17 protein-coding genes are annotated in these 15,784 nt (G+C 71.0%); 10 read left to right on the top strand and 7 right to left on the bottom strand.

Annotated elements, in window-relative coordinates; genetic code table 11:
- Window positions 1–12 precede the first annotated feature (12 nt).
- Window positions 13–897 carry a methylenetetrahydrofolate reductase gene (locus tag ACFWIW_RS21085; protein ID WP_378369980.1) on the bottom strand — a complete coding sequence of 295 codons (885 nt, stop codon included), beginning with the start codon at window positions 895–897 and terminating at the stop codon, window positions 13–15.
- Between the two features lie 136 nt (window positions 898–1,033).
- Here ACFWIW_RS21085 and merB point away from each other — a divergent pair, with 136 nt between their 5' ends.
- A complete protein-coding gene (gene merB, locus ACFWIW_RS21080) occupies window positions 1,034–1,711 on the top strand; it encodes an organomercurial lyase (protein ID WP_378369979.1) in 678 nt (225 codons plus the stop codon).
- Window positions 1,712–1,832: 121 nt separating this feature from the next.
- Here merB and ACFWIW_RS21075 read toward each other — a convergent pair whose 3' ends face one another.
- The gene (locus tag ACFWIW_RS21075) at window positions 1,833–2,138 is read right to left on the bottom strand and encodes an AzlD domain-containing protein (protein ID WP_378369978.1); all 306 of its coding nucleotides are present in this window, start codon (window positions 2,136–2,138) and stop codon (window positions 1,833–1,835) included.
- Window positions 2,135–2,803 carry an AzlC family ABC transporter permease gene (locus ACFWIW_RS21070; RefSeq protein WP_378369977.1) on the bottom strand — a complete coding sequence of 223 codons (669 nt, stop codon included), beginning with the start codon at window positions 2,801–2,803 and terminating at the stop codon, window positions 2,135–2,137. The genes ACFWIW_RS21075 and ACFWIW_RS21070 overlap by 4 nt, the downstream gene beginning before the upstream one ends.
- Window positions 2,804–2,859: 56 nt before the next feature.
- On the opposite strand from ACFWIW_RS21070, the gene ACFWIW_RS21065 reads away from it, so the two are divergent.
- The 5 genes from ACFWIW_RS21065 (at window position 2,860) to ACFWIW_RS21045 (ending at window position 7,808) form a co-directional block, all read left to right on the top strand.
- Window positions 2,860–3,408, top strand: a complete 549-nt coding sequence (locus ACFWIW_RS21065) for a CGNR zinc finger domain-containing protein (protein WP_378369976.1) — start codon at window positions 2,860–2,862, stop codon at window positions 3,406–3,408.
- A 122-nt stretch (window positions 3,409–3,530) separates the two neighbouring features.
- Window positions 3,531–4,622, top strand: a complete 1,092-nt coding sequence (locus tag ACFWIW_RS21060; protein WP_378369975.1) for a polyprenyl synthetase family protein — start codon at window positions 3,531–3,533, stop codon at window positions 4,620–4,622.
- On the top strand, window positions 4,622–6,097 hold the full coding sequence (gene crtI, locus ACFWIW_RS21055) for a phytoene desaturase family protein (protein WP_378369974.1): 1,476 nt from the start codon (window positions 4,622–4,624) through the stop codon (window positions 6,095–6,097). The genes ACFWIW_RS21060 and crtI overlap by 1 nt, the downstream gene beginning before the upstream one ends.
- On the top strand, window positions 6,094–7,023 hold the full coding sequence (locus tag ACFWIW_RS21050; protein WP_378369973.1) for a phytoene/squalene synthase family protein: 930 nt from the start codon (window positions 6,094–6,096) through the stop codon (window positions 7,021–7,023). The genes crtI and ACFWIW_RS21050 overlap by 4 nt, the downstream gene beginning before the upstream one ends.
- Window positions 7,020–7,808 carry an LLM class F420-dependent oxidoreductase gene (locus ACFWIW_RS21045; protein WP_378369972.1) on the top strand — a complete coding sequence of 263 codons (789 nt, stop codon included), beginning with the start codon at window positions 7,020–7,022 and terminating at the stop codon, window positions 7,806–7,808. Before ACFWIW_RS21050 ends, ACFWIW_RS21045 begins: the two co-directional genes overlap by 4 nt.
- Window positions 7,809–7,875: 67 nt before the next feature.
- On the opposite strand, the gene ACFWIW_RS21040 is transcribed toward ACFWIW_RS21045, so the two are convergent.
- The gene (locus ACFWIW_RS21040; protein WP_378369971.1) at window positions 7,876–8,427 is read right to left on the bottom strand and encodes a CGNR zinc finger domain-containing protein; all 552 of its coding nucleotides are present in this window, start codon (window positions 8,425–8,427) and stop codon (window positions 7,876–7,878) included.
- Between the two features lie 22 nt (window positions 8,428–8,449).
- Between ACFWIW_RS21040 and ACFWIW_RS21035 the strand changes: the two genes are divergently transcribed.
- Window positions 8,450–9,628 (top strand): MFS transporter, encoded by a 1,179-nt coding sequence (locus tag ACFWIW_RS21035; RefSeq protein WP_378369970.1) that lies wholly within the window; start codon window positions 8,450–8,452, stop codon window positions 9,626–9,628.
- On the opposite strand, the gene ACFWIW_RS21030 is transcribed toward ACFWIW_RS21035, so the two are convergent.
- The gene (locus tag ACFWIW_RS21030; protein WP_240598024.1) at window positions 9,597–9,965 is read right to left on the bottom strand and encodes an Rv2175c family DNA-binding protein; all 369 of its coding nucleotides are present in this window, start codon (window positions 9,963–9,965) and stop codon (window positions 9,597–9,599) included. The two genes, ACFWIW_RS21035 and ACFWIW_RS21030, sit on opposite strands and share 32 nt — an antisense overlap.
- 185 nt (window positions 9,966–10,150) lie before the next feature.
- On the opposite strand from ACFWIW_RS21030, the gene ACFWIW_RS21025 reads away from it, so the two are divergent.
- A complete protein-coding gene (locus ACFWIW_RS21025) occupies window positions 10,151–12,208 on the top strand; it encodes a PASTA domain-containing protein (protein WP_378369969.1) in 2,058 nt (685 codons plus the stop codon).
- A gap of 123 nt (window positions 12,209–12,331) precedes the next feature.
- Window positions 12,332–13,108 (top strand): hypothetical protein, encoded by a 777-nt coding sequence (locus tag ACFWIW_RS21020; RefSeq protein ID WP_378369968.1) that lies wholly within the window; start codon window positions 12,332–12,334, stop codon window positions 13,106–13,108.
- A gap of 86 nt (window positions 13,109–13,194) precedes the next feature.
- On the opposite strand, the gene ACFWIW_RS21015 is transcribed toward ACFWIW_RS21020, so the two are convergent.
- Window positions 13,195–14,028: an NAD(P)H-binding protein gene (locus tag ACFWIW_RS21015; RefSeq protein ID WP_378369967.1), complete on the bottom strand. Its 834-nt coding sequence runs from the start codon at window positions 14,026–14,028 to the stop codon at window positions 13,195–13,197.
- Between the two features lie 95 nt (window positions 14,029–14,123).
- On the opposite strand from ACFWIW_RS21015, the gene ACFWIW_RS21010 reads away from it, so the two are divergent.
- Window positions 14,124–14,873, top strand: a complete 750-nt coding sequence (locus tag ACFWIW_RS21010; protein WP_378369966.1) for a TetR/AcrR family transcriptional regulator — start codon at window positions 14,124–14,126, stop codon at window positions 14,871–14,873.
- Between the two features lie 70 nt (window positions 14,874–14,943).
- On the opposite strand, the gene ACFWIW_RS21005 is transcribed toward ACFWIW_RS21010, so the two are convergent.
- Entirely contained in the window at window positions 14,944–15,762 is an 819-nt protein-coding gene (locus ACFWIW_RS21005; protein ID WP_378369965.1) for an FtsQ-type POTRA domain-containing protein, read from the bottom strand.
- Between the last annotated feature and the right edge of the window lie 22 nt (window positions 15,763–15,784).

The following is a 15,784-nucleotide window of genomic DNA, read 5'->3' as shown; positions in this document are numbered from 1 at the left end:
TTCGGTACGGAGTTACGCGCGGGCCGGGACCAGCCCGAGCCTGCTGACCACCTCACGCGTGGCCTTGGACCGGTTGAACGTGTAGAAGTGCAGGTCGGGGACGCCTTCGGCGATGAGCCGCTCGCACAGCTCGGTCACCGTGTCGAGACCTTCGGCCCGGAAGGCCTTCGGGTCGCCCGCCAGCGGCTCGAGCCGGTCCAGCAGCCGCCGCGGCGCGGGCGCGCCGGACAGCTTGATGGACGTGTGCAGCGTCCGCGGCGTGGTCAGCGGCATGATGCCGGGGATGACCAGTGCCTCGCAGCCGGTGGCCGCCACCCGGTCACGCAGGCGGAGGAAGTCCTCCGGCTCGAAGAACAGCTGCGCGATCGCGAAATCCGCGCCCGCGCGCAGCTTGCGCACGAGGTACTCGGTGTCGGCTTCGAGGTTCGCCGACCGCGGGTGGCCGTACGGGAAGGCCGAGACGCCGACGCAGAAGTCGCCGAGCGAACGCACCAGTTCGACGAGTTCCTCGGCGTAGTTCAGCCCGTCCGGATGCGGGACCCAGTCGCCGTAGACGTCGCCCGGTGGGTCGCCCCGCAGCGCGAGGATGTTCCGCACGCCGACGGCGGCGTACCAGCCGATGACGTTGCGCAGTTCCGCGACCGAGTGGTTCACGGCGGTGAGGTGCGCCATCGGCACCAGCGTGGTTTCGGTGGCGACGCGGGCGATGCTGCGGATCGTGCCGTCCCGGCTGGAGCCGCCGGCGCCGTAGGTGATCGACATGTACGCCGGGTCCAGCGGCTCGAGTTCCCGGATCGACTTCCACAGCACGGCCTCGTCTGCCGCGTCCCGGGGCGGGAAGAACTCGATGGAGAACACGGGTCCATCACCCTGCAACCGCTCGACCACCGACGTCATACGGTCATGTTAGGGGGGAATGTCCGCTGGTTGGGAGCCCCCTCCCAGGCTATGGGCGTGCGATTTGAACCACGTACGAGCGGTTGCCGAGCGGAGCCCGCCTGGGGAGACTCGGTGGTGAGCACAGGGAGCCGCCATGAGCGCCGAGACCGACACCAGCTGGGATGAGGACGTCCGCGTGGCGGTCTACCGCGCGTTCGCCGAGCACGGGAGGCCGCCGACGGCCCCGGAACTGGCCGACGCCGCCCACGGATCACTCGCGGTGGCGAAACAGGCGTTGCACCGGCTCGCGGAGCGGCGGCATCTCGTGCTCGACGAGTGCGAGCACGTCGTGCTGGCGCATCCGTTCGCGGCGATCCCGCTCGGCTTCTCCGTGATGGGCGAGCGCACCCTGTGGTGGGGAGGCTGTGCCTGGGACGCTTTCGCGATCCCGCATCTGGTCAAGGCCGAGCCCGAGGTGCTCGTGTCCACGCGCTGCCGCGGCTGCGGCGAACCACAGGCGCTGATGGTGAACGACCGGACACCGCCGAAGGGCGGGCTGGTCGCGCATTTCCTCGTGCCGGTGGCGCGGATGTGGGACGACGTCGTGCACACGTGCGCCAACCAGCGGCTTTTCTGCGGTGAGTCCTGTGTGGACGAATGGCTGACGGAAACGGGACAGGACAAGGGTTACGTCATGGATCTGGCGACGCTGTGGCGGCTCGCGGCCGGCTGGTACGACGGCAGGCTCGACCACGGCTACACCCGCCGGGACCCGGCCGCCGCGGCGGCGTACTTCGCCCAAGCCGGGCTGAGCGGGCCGTTCTGGCGCTAGCGGAAGGGCGAGGCGAAGGTGGCGGGTTGCGAAAGCCACTTTCGCAACGTTGATGGTTGCGAAAGTGGCTTTCGCGACACGGCCGCGGGGCGAGCGAGCAGACCGGCACGCGCGCCTGCCCTCAGACGAGGAACCGCAGCGCGGCCGTGACGACGACCCCGCAGAGGATCGCGGCGAGCACCGGCACGCGCAGCACGTAGGTCACCGCGATCGCGGCCAGGCCGGCGCAGAGCGTCCAGTCGAGCCCGGACCAGGCCGGACCGGTCACGTCCGTGAGCACGAGCCCGGCCAGCAGCGCGGGCGCGAGCAGCGCGATCACCCCCGCGAGCCGCGGCGGCAGCGTCCGGTCGCCGAGCAGGACCGGTCCGGCCGCCTTGAACCCGATGCTGACCAGCGCGACGGCGACGATGGCGAGCCAGAGCGTCATCGCCGCGCCCCCAGCCCGAGCAGCGCGGCGGCCGAAGCGCCGATCAGCGCGAGCCCGACGGGGACGAACAGCACCAGGATCCCGGCGAGGCAGGCGGCGAGCGCCGCGGTCAGCACCGCCTGGCGCGAACGGCGCAGCTCGTCGATGAGCAGGACCAGGAAGAAGCCGGGGAACACGACGTCGAGCCCGAACCGGGAGACGACGTCCGGCGGCGGCGCGGCCAGTACCCCGAGCACCGTCCCCAGCACCCACGCGGGCAGCTGGACGAGCGTGCAGCCGATGAGTTTTTCGCGATCGAACCGCCCTTCGCCGAGGTGCGCGGCCACCCACGAACCGTCGACGACGGCCTGGCCTTCCCACGCGCGCCGCAGGCGTCCGCCGCGCAGGTCGGCGGCGACGGCGGCGCCCATCGGCAGGAACCGGGCGTTGATGAGGGCCGCTGCGCCGACCGCGACGGCGAGGTTGCCGCCGCCCGCGAGCGCGGTCGCCATCGCGAACTGGGCCGAGCCGGAGAACACCACGATCGAAGCGACGATCGGGGCGGCGATCCCCCAGCCGAGGGTCTGGCTGTACGCGCCGAAGGTGACACCGAGGACGAAGGTCGCGACGCCCAGTCCGAGTCCGACACGGGCGCCGGCCAGGTAGTCGCGCCGGCGTGTCGACATCCCTGTCATGGTTCGACCCTAACAAGCTAAACTGATTTTGACCATTAGGAGGATATGTGGACGGCCACTGGGACGGGTACGACAGCATCGGCGGGAGCGTGCCGTTGGACCTGGTCAACACCGTTTCCTGGCGGCGCGATCCGGCCCGGCGGGAAGACCGGCTTTCGGCGCCGGAACGGCTGTCCGAGTGGGTCGTCCTGGTCGGTGCGAGCACCGAGCGGCTGGAGATCTCCGAAGCGGTCTTGGAAACGGTGAAGGACTTCCGCGAGACGCTGTATCGCGTACTGACGTCGAATCCGCCGGACGTCACGGCGTTGCGCAAGCCGCTGCTGGCGGCGTACCGGCACGCCGAACTCACCCCGTCCCTGCCGCTGCGCTGGACGGTGCCGCTGGTGGACGGCACCGCGTTGCCGCACTTCCTCGCGCTGGCGGCCGAAGACCTGCTCCGGTCCGGGGAACTGGACCGGATCCGGGAGTGCGAAGGGCCGGGATGCGGCTGGGTCTTCACCGACCACACACGCAACCGGTCGCGACGCTGGTGCAGTTCGTCGGACTGCGGGAACCGGGCGCGGGCGAAGCGGCACTACGACAAGACCCGCGTTTAGTCCTCTGAATGCGGTCCTTGCGCGTGCAACTACCGCATTCAGAGGACGAAATGCGGCGAGTTCCGCCACATTCGAAGGCACCCGACTGGGTCACGACGACGTCCTTCCCGGAGGATGTGCCCATGGACACGTCCGCCTACGACGCCGACCTGCCCGCCAACGTCGAGCGGGCGCTGGCCGGATTCCTCGAGCGCGCCGGTGCCGAAATCCGCCGCACCGAGCCGACGGTCGGGGCCGGGATCGACGCGCTGGCCGGATTCGTGCTGGGCGGCGGCAAACGCCTGCGCCCGACGTTCGCCTGGTGGGGCTGGCGCGGCGCGGGCGGCGATCCGGCCGGACCGGACGTCGAAGGCGTGCTGCAGGCGGTGGCGAGCCTGGAGCTGATCCAGGCGTGCGCGCTGATCCACGACGACCTCATCGACTCCTCCGATTCGCGCCGTGGTTCCCCGACGGTGCACATCGCGGGCGCGAAGCTGCACGCCGACAGCGGCTGGCTGGGTTCGCCGAGCACGTTCGGGCTCGCGACCGCCGTCCTGGTCGGCGACCTCGCGCTGGCCTGGGCCGACGACATGTTCGGCGAGGCCCCGCTCCCGCCCGCGGCCCTCGCGGCGGCGCGGCCGGCGTGGCGCGCGATGCGCACCGAGGTGCTCGCCGGTCAGTACCTCGACGTCCGCACCCAGGCCACCGGCGACGCCTCCCCCGAGGCCGCGCTGCACATCTGCAAGCTCAAGACGGCCGCGTACACGGTCCAGCGCCCGCTGCACCTCGGTGCCGCGCTCGGCGGTGCCGACGAGGCGCTGATCGCGACGCTGCGCGAGTTCGGCGACGAGGTCGGCGTGGCGTTCCAGCTGCGGGACGACCTGCTCGGCGTGTTCGGCGACCCGTCGGTCACCGGCAAACCCGCGGGCGACGACCTGCGCGAGGGCAAGCGGACGCTGCTGGTTGCGCTGGGTCTCCAGCGCGCGGCCGAGCAGGGGAAGGACGCGGCGGCGAAGGTCATCTCCGACGCCATCGGCGACGCGCACCTGTCCGAAGACGCCGTCGAGACCGTGCGTGAGGCGCTGCAGGACGTGGGCGCCGTCGACGCGGTGGAACGCCGTATCGACGAGCTCACCGACTCCGCGATGGCCACGCTGGACCGCGCCCACCTGGCCGAACCCGCTCCCGCCGCGCTGACCGGGCTGGTCGTCAAGGCGACCCAGCGGACGTACTGATGCGCACTGTCACCGGTCCGAGTGACCACGTGGTGGTGATCGGTGGCGGGCTCGCCGGGCTGTCGGCGACGCTGCATCTGCTCGGCGCCGGACGCCGGGTGACCTTGCTGGAGCAGGAAAAGAGCCCCGGGGGCCGGGCAGGGCAGGCGGATTTCGGCGGGAACACCGTCGACACCGGCGCCAGCGTGCTGACCATGCCGGAACTGCTCGACGAGGCCTTCTCCGCGGTCGGCGAATCGCTGGCGGGCAACCTGACGCTGACCCGGCTCGACCCGGCGTATCGCGCGCGGTTCGCCGACGGCAGCACCATCGCCGTGCACACCGACGCGGCGGCGATGGAGGCCGAGATCCGCGAGGCCGCCGGTCCGGCCGAGGCCGAAGGCTATCGGCGGCTGCGCCGCTGGCTGACCGAGCTGTACGCGGTGCAGAAGGACCACTTCATCGGCGCGAACTTCGACTCGCCGCTCGATCTCGTGCGCCCGGAGCTGGCGAAACTGGCCGCACTGGGCGGTTTCGGGCGGCTCGGCCCGAAGATCGGCGGCTTCCTGCGCGACGACCGGGTGCGCCGCCTGTTCTCCTTCCAGGCGCTCTACGCGGGACTCGATCCGGCGCGCGCGATCGGCGCGTACGGCGTCATCTCCTATATGGACACCGTCGGCGGGGTCTACTACCCGTCGGGCGGGATGGGCGAGATCGCGCGGGCCATGGCGAACGCGGCCGAACGCGCCGGTGCGGAACTGCGCTTCGGCACCGAAGCCGCTTGGCTGGAAAGGGTTTCCTCGCGGGTACGCGCGGTGCGGACCCGCACGGGTGAGCGGATCCCTTGCGACACGGTGGTTCTCGCGACCGAGCTCGGCACCGCGTACCGGCTGCTCGGCGCCCGCCCCCGGCGGCCGCTGCCGCTGCGGTACTCGCCGTCGGCCGTCGTACTGCACGGGCACGCCCCGAAAACCTGGCCGGATCTGGGCCACCACACCATCTTCTTCGGCCACGCCTGGGAGAAGACGTTCTCGGAGATCATCCGCGAGGGCAAGCTGATGAGCGATCCGTCGCTGCTGGTGACCCGGCCGACGGCGACCGAACCGGCCCTCGCCCCCGGCGGCGACCAGGTGATCTCGGTACTGGCCCCGGCGCCGAACCTCGGCCGCGGCAAGATCGACTGGGGTCGCGTCGGGCCCGCGTATCGCACGGAACTCCTGCGCACACTGGAAAACCGCGGCCTCACCGGTTTCGCGGACGGCTTCTCCGTCGACGAGACGATCACCCCGGCGGGGTGGGCGGAACGCGGGCTCACCGCGGGGACCCCGTTCTCGCTCGCGCACACCTTCGCGCAGACCGGCCCGTTCCGGCCGGGGAACCTGATGCGGGCGGTGGACAACGTCGTGCTGGCCGGTTGCGGGACCACGCCGGGCGTCGGCATCCCGCCGGTGGTGATCTCCGGCAGGCTCGCGGCGGGAAGGGTCACCGGCCGATGAGCGAACTCGACGCCGCGGGGATCACCGAACCGGCGTTGCGGGCCGCGTACACGGAATGCCGCCGCATCAACGCGCACTACGGCCGCACCTTCTTCCTCGCGACCCGGCTGCTGCCCCCGCGGACGCGCCCGTTCGCGCACGCGCTGTACGGCTTCGCGCGGATGGCGGACGAAGTGGTCGACAATCCCGCGCCCGGCACCGATCCGGCGGTCGCGCTGGACGAGGTCGCCGTCATGGTCGCGCGGGTCTTCGACGGCGGCACACCCGCCGATCCGGTGCTGACGGCGCTCGCCGACACCGTGCGGCGCCACGATCTCGACCGCGACCTGTTCGACGCGTTCCTGCGGTCCATGGCGATGGACCTCAAGATCACCGAGTACGCGACCTACGCCGACCTCGGCGAGTACATCCACGGCTCGGCCGAGGTGATCGGCCTCCAGATGCTGCCCGTCTTCGGCACCGTCGTCCCGATCGCGGAAGCCGTGCCCGGCGCCGCCGCGCTGGGCGAGGCGTTCCAGCTGACCAACTTCCTGCGTGACGTCGGCGAGGATCTCGACCGGGGAAGGCTGTACCTGCCGACCGAGGAACTGGCCGCGTTCGGCGTCGACCGTGAGCTGCTCGAATTCTCCCGCGCCCGCGGCCTGCCCGACCGGCGGGTGCGGCGCGCGCTCGCCGTCGCGGTGGCGCGCAACCGGGCCGTCTACCGCCGCGCCGAAGCGGGAATCCCGTTGCTGCGCACGGAATCCCGCGACTGCGTGCGGACCGCGCTCGCGCTCTACGAAGGCATCCTCGACGAGATCGAGGCCCTCGGTTACGACGTGCTGAACACCCGCGCGGTCGTCCCCCGCCGTCGTCGGCTGGGTGTCGCTCTGCCGAGACTGCTGGCGAGCACGTGGAGCAACTCCAGGCTTAGGGTGCGAACATGACCACTGCTGCGAACAGGAAGATCAGGATCGGCGTCCAGCTGCAGCCCCAGCACGCCGAATACAAGGCGATCCGCCGGGCGGCTTCGGAGGCCGAAGACCTCGGGGTGGACATCGTCTTCAACTGGGACCACTTCTACCCGCTCTACGGCGAGCCCGAGGGCCTGCACTACGAGTGCTGGACCATGCTGGGCGCCTGGGCGGAGTCGACGTCGCGGGTCGAGATCGGCGCGCTGGTGACGTGCAACAGCTACCGCAATCCCGAACTGCTGGCGGATATGGCCCGCACCGTCGACAACATCTCCGACGGGCGGCTGATCCTCGGCATCGGCTCCGGCTGGTTCGAGAAGGACTACGACGAGTACGGCTACGAGTTCGGCACCGCGGGCGGGCGGCTCGACAACCTCGCGGAGGCGCTCCCGCGGATCGAGAGCAGGCTCGGCAAGCTGAACCCGCAGCCGGTCCGGGACATCCCGGTGCTGATCGGTGGCGGCGGCGAGAAGAAGACCCTGCGCCTGGTGGCGAAGCACGCCGACATCTGGCACGGCTTCGGCGACCCGGAGGTCGTGGAGCGCAAGGTCAAGATCCTCGACCAGCACTGCGCCGACGTCGGGCGCGACCCGAAGGAGATCGAGCGTTCGGTCGCCGTCGAGGGCGAGCCCGAGGAACTGGGCCCGAAGCTGCTGGAGCACGGTGTCTCGCTGTTCACCGTGGCGACCGGCGGGCCGGACTACAACCTGGACAAGCTGCGGTCCTGGATCCAGTGGCGGGACAAGCAGCAGTCCTGACCCGCTTTACGTCTCGTGAGTGGTAAGGACGGTTCTAACCGTCCTTACCACTCACGAGCGCTACCGCCTACGAACGCTGCCGACGGTGCGCCGCGACCCGCTCCCGGGTAGCGCACCGCGTCGAGCAGTACCGCCGCGGGCTTCCCCCGCCCAGGTGCGCGAAGGGCTTGCCGCATCCCGAAGCGGCACACAAGCCGCCCGGCGGCGCCTGACGGTCCGCGAGCAGCACCGCCAGCGCCAGCGCGGACGACGTCACCAGCCACGCACCCCACGGCCCGTCGTCGTCGGCGTCCACGTGGAGATGCCAGCCGAACCCGTCGGCGTGATCGGTCAGCCGCGGCGGATGCGCGTAGCGGGCCAGCAGCCGGTTGAGCACGTCGGCCGCCTCCGCGACATCCCGCGCCGCGAACACCTCCCGCAGTTGCAAGGCCGCCTCCCGCAACGACGCCACGTCCGGCGTCGCCAACTCGACCGAGGTCTCGCCGTGCGCTTCCAGGACGGAACGAACCGAAGAAACCGACGGATCCGGCGCGAGCAGGACATCCAGCAGATCGACCGCCCGCTGCGCCGCCTCCCGCGCCGACCGGCCGGGCAGGAAATCCCGCTGCGCTGAACTCATACCCCACTGTAACGTCTCAGTCATGAGAGGCCGTTACAGACTCGCCGGGTACCTGGCCGGGGCGACGGTCGCCAGGACCGGCGACGAGTTGTCCGGACCCGCTTTGCTCCTGCTCGGCGTGAGTATCGACGGCTCGGCCGCCACCGGATCCGCGCTGCTCGCGGGCCTGACGATCTCCGCGGCGGCGGGCGGGCCGCTGCTCGGGGCCCTGCTCGACCGCAGTCCCCGGCCGGGACGGCTGCTGGCGTGGGCACTGCTCGCGTACGCGGGCGGGCTCGGCGCGGTGCTCGCGCTGGTCGAACTCCCCGCGGCGATCGTGGTGGCCGTCGCGGCGGGGTTGCTCAATCCCGCGCTGGCCGGCGGGTGGACGGCGCAACTGCCGAACGTCCGCGGCGCGACGCCGCTGGAACGGGCGAGCACGCTGGACGCGATGACGTTCACCGCCGCGAGCCTCGCCGGGCCGGGACTCGCCGGGCTCGTGGCCGCGTACGCCGGCGCCCCGGCCGCCGTGGCGCTCGCGATCACGCTGGTCGTGGCGGCCTTCCCCGCCGCATGGTCGCTACCCGCCACCGAAGCGAAGCCGGCGAGACCGATCCGCCGTCAGCTCGCCGACGGGTTCGCCGTCCTCTTCCGCAACCGTGCGCTGCTGCGGGCCACCGCGACGTCCACCGTGTCCTTCGTCGGCATCGGGATCGCGGTGGTCTGTTATCCGCTGCTCGGCGCCCAACGGCTGGGGAATCCGGGGTTCGGCGCGCTCCTGCTCACCGTGCTGGCCGCCGCGTCACTGATCGCGAACGCCGTGCTGGCCCGCAGGCCGCCGCCACCGGACCGCACCGTGCTCGCCAGTACGGTCCTGCTGGGCGCGAGTTTCCTGCTCGCGGCGGCAGGCCACGACGTGGTGATCCTGCCGGCCGCCGCCGTGCTCGCCGGATTCGCCGAAGGACCCCAGCTTTCGGCGCTGTTCGCCATCCGGCACCGGGAAGCGCCCGCTGCGGTACGGGCTCAGGTTTTCACGACGGCGGCGAGCGTGAAGATCACCGGACTCGCGGCCGGAGCCGCGGTCGCGGGACCGGTGAGCGCACTCTCCGTAACCGCCGCGCTGGGGGCGGCGGCGGGCTGCCAGCTTCTCGCGGCCGCGACGTATGTACTGGTCAGAACGTCCGGGCGGACTAGAACGCCATCGCCTGCGCGCGCCGCTTGACCTCGGTGCCGTGACTGGTGCGGAGCGCGTTGACCGGGGTGGTCCCGGGCAGGGTCTCGTCCTCGGCGAAGAGCCAGCGCAGCATCTCCGTCCGGCTGAACCCGGAGTCCGCGAGCACGGTGATGGTGCCCGCCAGGCCCTTGACCACGCCGTCCTTCACCAGGAACGCGACCGGGACGTACAGCTCGCCCTTGCGCCTGACGGCGATCAGGTGGCCGTCACGCAGCATCTGGCGGACCTTGTTGGCCGAAACGTTCAGCGCGGTCGCGACCTCCGGAAGCGGGAGAACGGCCACATCGGCATCGAGAACGTCGTCGGCGACGGGAATACCACTCACAGGTGACACTGTGCCACATTCCGTCTCGCCCTCCGTTAGTGCGCATGGGTGACGACTCGGGCCATGACGGAGCGTGCCGACTCGGTCACGGATACCGCCGATTCGACGAAATGGCGAGAATCGTGATCCCCGGCGACCCAGGTCCCGTACACCAGAACATGGGTACTTCCGTACGATCCATAGCCGTGACACGCACGGACCCCACGCTGGTGGGCACTCTGCTCGAGGGCCGCTACCGGGTGGACAAGCTGCTCGCACGCGGTGGGATGTCGTCGGTGTACCGCGGCGTCGACACCCGCCTGGACCGCCAGGTCGCCATCAAGATCATGGACCCGCGGTTCGCCGACGACAGGTCCTTCGTCGAACGCTTCGAACGGGAAGCCCGGTCGGCGGCCCGGCTGCACCACCCGCACGTGGTGGCGGTGCACGACCAGGGCTTCGACACCCCCGGCGGCGAGGAGTCCGGCCGCGCGTTCCTGGTCATGGAGCTCGTCGACGGCGGGACCCTGCGCGAACTGCTCGCCGAGCGCGGCCCGCTGGACGTCGCGCTCGCGCTGAGCATCACCGAACCGGTCCTCTCCGCGCTGGCCGCGGCGCACGCCGCCGGTCTGGTGCACCGCGACGTCAAACCGGAGAACGTCCTCATCGGCCGCGGCGGGACCGCGCTTTCGGGCGGCGTGGTCAAGGTGGGCGACTTCGGGCTGGTCCGCGCGGTCGCGAGCGCGGGCACCACGAGTTCGAGCGTCATCCTCGGCACCGTCGCCTACGTCTCGCCCGAGCAGGTCGCGACCGGCGCGACCACCTCGCGCGGCGACGTCTACTCGGCCGGGATCCTGCTGTACGAGATGCTCACCGGACGCCCGCCGTACACCGGCGACACCGCGCTCTCGGTGGCGTACCGGCACGTCAACGACGACGTCCCGCGCCCGAGCGAGCTGCGCCCGGGTATCCCGCCGCAGCTGGACGAGCTGATCCTGCGCGCCACACGCCGCGACCCCGAGCTGCGCCCGGCCGACGCCGCGGCGTTCCTCGCCGAGCTGAACCATCTGCGCACCGTCCTCGGTGTCCCGGCGGTCGCGGTGCCCGTGCCGTTGCCCGCCGACGCCGACCGGGAGACCGACGCCGAGCGCACCACCCCCGGCATCCCCGCCGTCCCCGCGGTGGCTCCGGCCGCCGCCGCGACGACCGTGCTGCCCCCGGTCGCCGAGGCGACCCTGCCGGTCACCGGGCCGCGCGGAACGCAGGCGCTGCACCGCGAGCCGCAGATCCCCGCCGCGCAGCCGCCCCGCACGCCTCCCCCGAGGCCCAAACCGGCGGCGGACGACGAGCAGCCGGCGTCGCGCAAACGTCTCTACCTGATGATCGCGGCCGCGGTTCTGGTCCTCGGCGGTCTGATCGGCGCGTTCGCCTTCATCCTCAACGATTCCGGCCCGACGTCGTCGTCGGTGCCGAAGCTGGCCGGGATGAACCAGGCCGCCGCCGGCGACGCGCTCCGGTCGGCGAAGCTGACCCCGGCCTACACCGAGGAGTACAGCGACACCGCCGCCCAGCACACGGTGATCCGCTCCGACCCGGCGGAGGGCACGTCGCTCGCGCCGGGCGCCACGGTCAACGTCGTGCTGTCGAAGGGCCGTCCGATCGTGCCGGACATCCAGGCCGGGACGAGCCAGCAGGACGCGGAGACGGCGATCAAGGCCGCGCAGCTGACCCCGGTCCAGGGCGAGCAGGAGTACAGCGACGTCGCCAAGAACAAGGTGGTCCGCGTCGACCCGAGCCCCGGTTCGCAGCTGAACATCGGCGGCCAGGTCACGATCATCCTGTCGAAGGGCCCCGAGCCGCTGCCGCCGGTCCCGGACGTCACGGGCCAGAGCAAGGACGCGGCGTTCCAGATCCTGCAGCAGGCGGGCTTCCAGCCGTTCCAGGCGGGCGAGGAGTTCTCCGACCAGTTCGCCGCCGGTCAGGTGACCCGCACCGACCCGAAGGGCGGCGGCAAGGCGAGCAACCGCCGCATCGGCGTGTTCGTTTCGAACGCCGTCGAAGTACCGAACGTGACCTTCAAACGGATGGAGGAGGCGATCCAGATCCTGAAACAGGCGGGTCTGGAGCCGGACCGTCAGGGTCGCGGAAACGGCAACGGTCACGGTGGCGGAAACGGTGGTTTCGACTTCGTCCTGGAGCAGGATCCGCAGCCGGGCACCAAGGTGCCGAAGGGCACGAAAGTGAAGATCAAGGGCTTCGGGTGACGCGAAAGGTGCGTTGAAACCGTTCAGTACCGGCATGGTCATCGGCTACCGTGAGCGCATGGTGGTCGTCGACGGCGTGAACGGCAGGTCGGACAGCTTCACCCCGCGTTCCGCCGCGCCGCGATGAGCTTCTTCACGGACGGTCCGCGCAGCCGCCCCCTGTTCCCGGTGCCGGAACAGGAGCTGTTCGGCTACAACGGCCGTCCCTGGGTGGAGCCGCCGCACGAGTACATCGTCCCGGCGATCCTGCCCTGGTCGATGCCGCTGGGCCGCGCCGAACGGACCATCGTGGCGCTGCGTGGCATCGAGGTGTGGCCGGAGTCGGTGTCCTTCCAGCTGTCGGTGTACTCGCGGGATCTCCTGCTCGACGAACCCGGCGAAGGCCTGATCGATCACCGCCGGGTCCCGGACTACAACGCGCTGCTGGTCGGAGTGCTGTTCCCCGACGGCAGGCGGGCCAGTTCGGAGACCATCTCCGTGCCGTCGGCCACCAAACCGGATCAGCCGGTGCTGCGCGCGCAGGGCCTGGGCGGTTCGGCGTTCCACGTCGACCACGAGATCTTCCTGTGGCCGCTGCCGCCCGACGGGCCGCTGGAGTTCATCGTCCAGTGGCTGGATCGCGACATCGAGGAGTCGCGCACCTCGCTCGACGGCACCGCCATCCGCGACGCCGCCAAGGAGGCGGGCGAGATCTGGCCCGGCCTGCCGGCCAGGAAGTCGCACGGGCTGCCCGTCCGGCGGGTCGGGGCGCAAGCGATGATCACCCCGGCCTGGCCCGCCCAGGCCCAGCCCTTGCCGCAACCGTCCTCGCCGCAGCCGTCCTCGCCGCCCGCCGAGGCCGCGGACCAGCCGCGCAAGGGCGCTCCCCTGCCGACCCGCCTCCCCCGCCGAGCCCGTTGAGCCCGTTGAGCCCGTTGAGCCCATTGAACTCCTCGTGAGTGGTAAGGACGGTTAGAACCGTCCTTACCACTCACGAGGCCGAAAGATCAGCGGAAGGCGTCGACGTTCGCCACGGCCCACTCCGCATAGGTGATGCCAGGTCGTCCGGTGAGTTCCTGGACGACGCCCGTCGGCGTGTCGGGGTTCTCCGTGAAGTACGCGAAGCCGTCGAGCAGCCACTCGGCGATCTCGGCCGGGATCCCGGCCGCGGCCCACTGCTTGTTCGCCTCTTCCCGGGTCAGTTCCTGGAAGACCACCTCTTCGCCGAGCGCGGCCGAGATGGCGGCGACCTGTTCGCGCTGGCTGATCGCCGTCGGCCCGCTCAGCGTGTGCTTCTTGCCGACGTGTCCCTCGGTCAGGATGACGTGCGCCGCGACGGCCGCGATATCCGCGAGGTCGATCGGCGTCATCCGCGACTCGGGGTAGGCCTCGCGGACCACCCGCTCGGCCTTGATCGTCTCCGCCCAGCCGAGCGTGTTGTTCATGAACGCGCCCGGCCGCAGGAACGTCCAGTCGAAGTCCGCGTCCCGGACGGCCTTTTCGATGATCGCGTAGTCCACGCCGCTCGAGTTCTCCGCCGGGTCGTCGGCGTTGGAGCCCGACAGCGCCACCACGCGCCGCACTCCGGCCTCCTTCGCCAGCTTCACGAAGTCGTCCACCTTGGCCGCGAGCGGCGCGAGGTACACGGTCTCGATGCCTTCGAGGGCTTCCGGCAGTGTCTCCGGCTTGCCCAGGTAGCCCTTGGCGACCTCCACCTGCTCGGGCAGCGCCGCCTTCGCCGGGTTGACGGTCAGCGCCCGCACCGGCGCCCCGGCCTCCACCAGTTCGTCGACGAGCAGCCTGCCGACGCTTCCGGTCGCACCGGTCACCAGGATCGTCACGATTCCCCACTCCTTTTCGTACGCCCTACGGGATCAGATTAACCGTACCTCATACGAGAATGTAGAATCCAGCTTCACGGCCGAGTGGAGTGTGGATGGACTTCGAGCGCAGCCTCGAACTGTTGTGGCGTGACCGCGGCGAAGCCCGGCAGCCGAGCAGAGGACGAAGGCCCAAACTGACCCTCGACCAGGTGATCGCCACCGCCGTCGCACTCGCCGACAGTGCGGGCGAGGCGACCGTGTCGATGAGCCAGATCGCCAAGGAACTCGACGTCGGCACGATGACGCTCTACACCTACGTCCCCGGCAAGACGGAACTGCTCGACCTCATGGTCGACTCGGTGCTCGCCGAACGGAACCTTCCCGGCCCCGGCGATCCGCGGCCGGACGGCTGGCGTGAACAGGTGCGGCTCTACGCCGAGCGCACCCTGGCCGTGTTCCGGGCGCATCCGTGGCTGCGTTCGACGTCGATGGTGCGGCCGGTGCTCGGGCCGGGGCTGATGGCGGGCCAGGAGTACGTGATCGCGGCGGTGTCGGACATCGGGCTGGAGCCGCGCAAAGCGGCCGCGGCCGCGAACAGCATCGAGATCTACGTGCAGGCCAACGCGACGCTCTTCGCCGAGACGGCGCAGGTCGAGCAGGAGACCGGGCAGTCGACGGACGCCTGGTGGGGCCAGCGGTCCGTGTTCTGGGAGAAGTACTTCGACGTGACGCGGCATCCGGCGATGACGCGGATCTGGGAAAGCGGCGGCTACGACGCGGACACCTGCGAAGCCGCCGACGAGACCTTCGCGTTCGGCCTGGAACGCCTGCTGGACGGTATCGAAGCCCTCGTCACCCGCTGAACCCCCGCGTTTCGTCCTCTGGATGCGGTAGTTGGCGTCGCGAACTACCGCATTCAGAGGACGAAACGCGTCAGGAGACGGTGGGCAGGTCGGGGGCCGAGACGTCGAAGACCTTGCCCTCGCGGGTGAGCAGCGCGGCCAGGACCTTCGCCTTGCGTTCGGTGTCGGCCGAAGTCCCCCACCGGACGGTCTTCCCGTCGGCAAGCGCGAACTCGACGCTGCCGGGGGTCTTCGCCGTCGCGGTGGTGACCTGCTTGAGCAGCTGCTGCGGGATCACGCCGAGGACGCCGGTCACCGCGCGGGTCACCGGGTCGTCGGCCGAGACCAGCGGAAGCTTGAGCTCGGGCAGCCCGGCGGGCCGTTCCTTGAGAGTCTTGAACACCACTCCCCCGCCGTCGACGAGGTGCACGCCGTCGCCGCCGGGTCCGCTGTCGAAGAACGCGATCGCGGTCCGTTCGGTCACGGTGATCTCGAGGGTGCTCGGCCACGAGCGGGAGACGTCGACGGTGGCGATACCGGGCATCTGCGCCACCTTGTCCCGGATCTCGTCGGTGTCCAGGCGCAGCATCGGCTTCTGGTCCGGCACCGCCGCCGCGGCGCGGATCTGGTCCGCGGGCACGGAGCTCGCGCCGACCACGTCCACCTGCTTCACCCCCAGCATCGAGCTGAACCACAGCAGGTACACCAGCGCGACGGCGGTCAGCACCGAGAGCAGCGCGACCCAGCGCCGCCGCAGCTCCTTGTGCCGGGTCGGCCGGGCGGTGCGGCGGCGGTCGTACACCGACCGCCTGCCGCGCCGTTCCTTCAACCGCTGGGTCCGCTGTGCGCGGTCCGTGCGCGGACGCCGACCGGGTTCGGCCGGGCGGCGGCGTTCCCCGGTCTGCGTCATGGCTGGAGAGTGCCTCCCGAAC

The sequence above is a fragment of the Amycolatopsis sp. NPDC058340 genome (assembly GCF_042723975.1).
Taxonomy (GTDB): Bacteria; Actinomycetota; Actinomycetes; order Mycobacteriales; family Pseudonocardiaceae; genus Amycolatopsis.
The sequence above is the reverse complement of the archived record's forward strand: the minus strand, read 5'-3'. Positions and strand labels throughout refer to the sequence as shown.

Coding starts and splice junctions, on each gene's coding strand:
- ACFWIW_RS21085 (WP_378369980.1), bottom strand. CDS start 897: ATGACGTCGGTGGTCGAGCGGTTGCAGGGTGATGGACCCGTGTTCTCC.
- merB (WP_378369979.1), top strand. CDS start 1,034: ATGAGCGCCGAGACCGACACCAGCTGGGATGAGGACGTCCGCGTGGCG.
- ACFWIW_RS21075 (WP_378369978.1), bottom strand. CDS start 2,138: ATGACGCTCTGGCTCGCCATCGTCGCCGTCGCGCTGGTCAGCATCGGG.
- ACFWIW_RS21070 (WP_378369977.1), bottom strand. CDS start 2,803: ATGTCGACACGCCGGCGCGACTACCTGGCCGGCGCCCGTGTCGGACTC.
- ACFWIW_RS21060 (WP_378369975.1), top strand. CDS start 3,531: ATGGACACGTCCGCCTACGACGCCGACCTGCCCGCCAACGTCGAGCGG.
- crtI (WP_378369974.1), top strand. CDS start 4,622: ATGCGCACTGTCACCGGTCCGAGTGACCACGTGGTGGTGATCGGTGGC.
- ACFWIW_RS21050 (WP_378369973.1), top strand. CDS start 6,094: ATGAGCGAACTCGACGCCGCGGGGATCACCGAACCGGCGTTGCGGGCC.
- ACFWIW_RS21045 (WP_378369972.1), top strand. CDS start 7,020: ATGACCACTGCTGCGAACAGGAAGATCAGGATCGGCGTCCAGCTGCAG.
- ACFWIW_RS21040 (WP_378369971.1), bottom strand. CDS start 8,427: ATGAGTTCAGCGCAGCGGGATTTCCTGCCCGGCCGGTCGGCGCGGGAG.
- ACFWIW_RS21035 (WP_378369970.1), top strand. CDS start 8,450: ATGAGAGGCCGTTACAGACTCGCCGGGTACCTGGCCGGGGCGACGGTC.
- ACFWIW_RS21020 (WP_378369968.1), top strand. CDS start 12,332: ATGAGCTTCTTCACGGACGGTCCGCGCAGCCGCCCCCTGTTCCCGGTG.
- ACFWIW_RS21010 (WP_378369966.1), top strand. CDS start 14,124: ATGGACTTCGAGCGCAGCCTCGAACTGTTGTGGCGTGACCGCGGCGAA.
- ACFWIW_RS21005 (WP_378369965.1), bottom strand. CDS start 15,762: ATGACGCAGACCGGGGAACGCCGCCGCCCGGCCGAACCCGGTCGGCGT.